Source organism: Rhizomicrobium sp., assembly GCF_056722145.1.
Genome location: NZ_JBWZET010000372.1, coordinates 1 through 3,513, shown reverse-complemented (window position 1 = coordinate 3,513; position 3,513 = coordinate 1). Strand labels below are relative to the sequence as shown.

The following is a 3,513-nucleotide window of genomic DNA, read 5'->3' as shown; positions in this document are numbered from 1 at the left end:
CCTAGGTCGCGCGTTTAGGTATCTAGCGACTCCATTTAGAGCAGGATGCGGGCAAGTCGATCCACGACCAGCACCCGGATCACTCGTTCGTTGATCTCAATCGCGCCGGTATCGCTCTGATGGAGATCGTCACCCGCCCCGACATGCGGTCGGCGGAGGAGGCGTCCCAGTTCCTCAAGAAGCTGCGGGCCATCGTGCGCTACCTCGGCACGTGCGACGGCAACATGGAGGAAGGCTCCATGCGCGCCGACGTCAACGTGTCGGTGCGAAAGCCCGGCACGCCGTTCAATACTCGTTGTGAAATCAAGAACATGAACTCGATGCGCTTCATCGTGCAGGCGATCGAGTACGAAAGCCGCCGGCAGATCGACGTGCTCGAATCCGGCGGCACCATCGCGCAGCAGACGCTGCTGTTCGACACCAAAACGGGCGAGACGCGCCCGATGCGTTCCAAGGAAGAGGCGCACGACTACCGCTACTTCCCCGATCCCGACCTGTTGCCGCTCGTCATCGAGCAGGAATGGGTCGACGAGATCGCGTCATCGTTGCCGGAACTGCCGGACGCGAAGAAAGATCGCTTCATGGCGATGGGCCTCAACACCTACGACGCCCTGGTGCTGGTCGCCGAGAAGGAGACGGCGGAGTACTTCGAAGCCATGCTGGCCGCCGGCGTCGACGCGAAATCGGCCGCTAACTGGTTGAACAATGAGTATTTTGGACGTTTGAACAAGGCCGGACTGTCGGTCACGGAAGGTCCGGTGAGCGCCCGCGTCAACGCCGAGATCATCAAGATGGTCGGCGAGAACATCATCTCGGGGAAGATCGCCAAGGACGTGCTCGATATCGTGTGGGCCGAAGGCGGCGATCCGCGCTCCATCGTCGAGACGCGCGGCCTCAAGCAGGTGACGGATACCGGCGCGATCGAGAAAGCCGTCGATGCGGTGATCGCTGCGAACCCCGACAAGGTCGCGGCGGCGCAAGCGAAGCCCGCACTCATCGGCTGGTTCGTCGGTCAGGTGATGAAAGCGACGGGTGGAAAAGCCAATCCGGGGACCGTCAACGCGCTCCTCAAAACTCGACTCGGACTCCCCGACGAGGGGTGATTCGTACAAGAACAAGAGTCAGAGGCCATCCAGCGGCAAATTTGCCGGCTTTAGTCCGCGTGCGGATGAAGTGCGTTTAATATCGGTAAATTGCGGTCTTTTTGCATTCGGGGCTTGACGGCCTTTTCCCCCTCAGGGGGGTGGTATTGCCTTTTTAATCTCAACCCACTCATATTGTTGGCGTTTTGGGGGGCGGCAGAGTCGCCCGACCCGGACGACACGTAAGAGGAGTCACTTCTCATGCCAAAAGTTGCGAAGAAGAAGGCCGCTAAGAAGGTCGCGAAGAAGAAGGTGAAGAAGGCGACGAAGAAGAAGGCGAAGAAATAAGTCTTCTACGTCGTTTCACCGCGCGATAAACGCGGATAGTTCACGGTGGATCCCTCGGGAGAAACCGATGACTAAAGCAAAGGCCGCGGCAGCCATCTGACACCTAGGTGTCAAACGGGTGCCGCGGCCAGCGCATTTCTGGGACTTACTGCCCCCGTCGCCATCCCTTTCTGCCCCCGCGGGCACGATGGCGAGGCCGCACGATGCAGGGGAGCGGGGGAAGTGGCGCGAAGCGCCGAAGGGGGCAATCCATGCGCATCACCCCGTCAATTCTCTGTTTTTTCCTGCTTTTTTCCGCCGCGCCAGGCGCCGATCCGGTGCCGTCGTCCCCCACTGACACTTATATATCTGCGCGCGATCAAGCGGCGGCCAAGGTCTGCGCCATCAAGGAGACCAAAGCCCAGGACCAGGCGCTCGATCACGCGCTGCCCGAGCTCGGGCGGCTGATGGCGGCGGCGGTTCCCGCTTGGCAGGGGGCTCACGCGAAGGGCACCTTCACGATCGCGGCCCTTTGCCGTGGCGATATCGACGTCGGCCGGCTCGATGGGTGGGAATACGAAGCCGGCGATACGACCGTCAACGTCACCAGTGTCCCGCTGCTGAAGCGCTGGCTTATCGACCATCGCAACTGGTGGCCGGGCAAGAAGAACGTCCCCACGTCGATGACCGCCGCTTTCCGCAGCGAAGCTTTCTACACACAGGCCCTTTCGACCGATGCGGCCGCCTATCTGCACGGGCTGGTGCTGGTGAAGGCGCCGGTGGGCACCGAGGTTGCCGTCGCCGAGCTTGCCGGCTTCGCGCAAGACTACGTGATGGATGCCGGGCCCGACCGGCTCCTCGTTGTCGTTGTCCGCGGCGAGCGTGTCTTCATCGCGAACCAGAAGCTCGCCGTCGCCACCACGCCGGTGCCGTATTGCCAGAAGGCGATGCAGCTGGCACTGGCGCACGCCAAGACGGAGAAGGACAGCAAGAAATCCGAGACGCTGGAGGATGCCGCCGATCGCGACTACCGCGCCTGTTTTGCCCAGCGTTTACGCGAGCAACCGAACTACGCCGCGATCCAGAAACAGGCCCAGGCGCTGGTCGATCTGCTGAACTGAAGTGCAAGGTGTCATGGCCCGCCGCTGCGGGCCATGACACGATTGCCAGTCCGTAAAAATCCTAACGGATGCTAACCATTAAGGCGGATTCACGTTAACCCCGCCTTAGTCTTCCTGCCACACGATCCCTCTCCGCGGGTGGGGTTCTTGGAACTCAACCGGGGAAACTTTCTGGGGGTCTGACGGCGATGGCCTGTGTGGATGTGGATTCGCTGACGCAATTCGAAACCGACGCCCGGAAGGGGCGGCCGGACGCGTTATATAATCTCGGCTTGGCCTATTCGACCGGGCAGGGCGTGGGGGTGGATTTCATCGCGGCGCACAAATGGTTCAACCTCGCCGCCATGCGTGGCGTCGACGAGGCCAAGAGCTGGCGCGCCCAAGTGGCGAGCGAGATGCTGCCGACCCAGATCGCCGAAGCCCAGCGGCTGGCCCGCGAATGGCTGAACATGTTCCGGTAGGCGCGACGATTTCCGAGAGCTCTTTCTGCCCCTGCGGGCGACGCAGTTTTTCCGCTGGCACCAAGACCGTGGGGGAAGTCCGCCGAAGGCGGCGAGGGGGCTCGCGATAGAAGCCCGTCGCGCTTAATTCGAACTCGCCCGCCGTTCTTTCGGCTTCTTGGCCGGGACAGGCGCAGGGGTGGGCGGCGCCGGCGGAGCCAGCACCTTCAAGTTCGGCAGCGTGACGTAGAGATCGCTGAGGATGCGCAAGGGCACGTCGTGGCCCGCGATCCGCGCCCGGTAGACCTGTAAATTCTCCACGATCCGCTGCACGTAATTGCGCGTTTCGCCGTAACTGATGCTCTCGATCCAGTCGACCGGATCGGTGGCTGGGCTGCGCGGATCGCCGAACGCCTGGATCCAGCGCTTGGCATTACCCTCGCCGGCATTGTAGGCGGCGGCCGACACGATTACCGAGTTTCCCCAGTTGGCGAGATAGGACGAGAACTCGGTCATGCCGAGCTGCATGTTGTAGGTCACGTC

General features: G+C 62.1%; 3 protein-coding genes and 1 pseudogene. 3 read left to right on the top strand and 1 reads right to left on the bottom strand.

Annotation, left to right across the window (positions count from 1 at the left end; all coding sequences use genetic code 11):
- Nucleotides 1-26: 26 nt before the first annotated feature.
- The 3 genes and pseudogenes from gatB to AC1P6P_RS19735 form a co-directional block, all read left to right on the top strand.
- A pseudogene (gene gatB, locus AC1P6P_RS19745) lies at nucleotides 27-1,103 on the top strand (Asp-tRNA(Asn)/Glu-tRNA(Gln) amidotransferase subunit GatB); the annotation flags it as partial.
- Nucleotides 1,104-1,681: 578 nt separating this feature from the next.
- The gene (locus AC1P6P_RS19740) at nucleotides 1,682-2,530 is read left to right on the top strand and encodes a hypothetical protein (protein WP_481404158.1); all 849 of its coding nucleotides are present in this window, start codon (nucleotides 1,682-1,684) and stop codon (nucleotides 2,528-2,530) included.
- Nucleotides 2,531-2,718: 188 nt separating this feature from the next.
- The gene (locus AC1P6P_RS19735) at nucleotides 2,719-2,991 is read left to right on the top strand and encodes a hypothetical protein (protein WP_481404157.1); all 273 of its coding nucleotides are present in this window, start codon (nucleotides 2,719-2,721) and stop codon (nucleotides 2,989-2,991) included.
- Nucleotides 2,992-3,114: 123 nt separating this feature from the next.
- Here the strand turns inward: AC1P6P_RS19735 and AC1P6P_RS19730 are convergent.
- Nucleotides 3,115-3,513: transglycosylase SLT domain-containing protein (locus AC1P6P_RS19730; RefSeq protein WP_481404156.1), on the bottom strand; the 399-nt coding region annotated here is incomplete at its 5' end.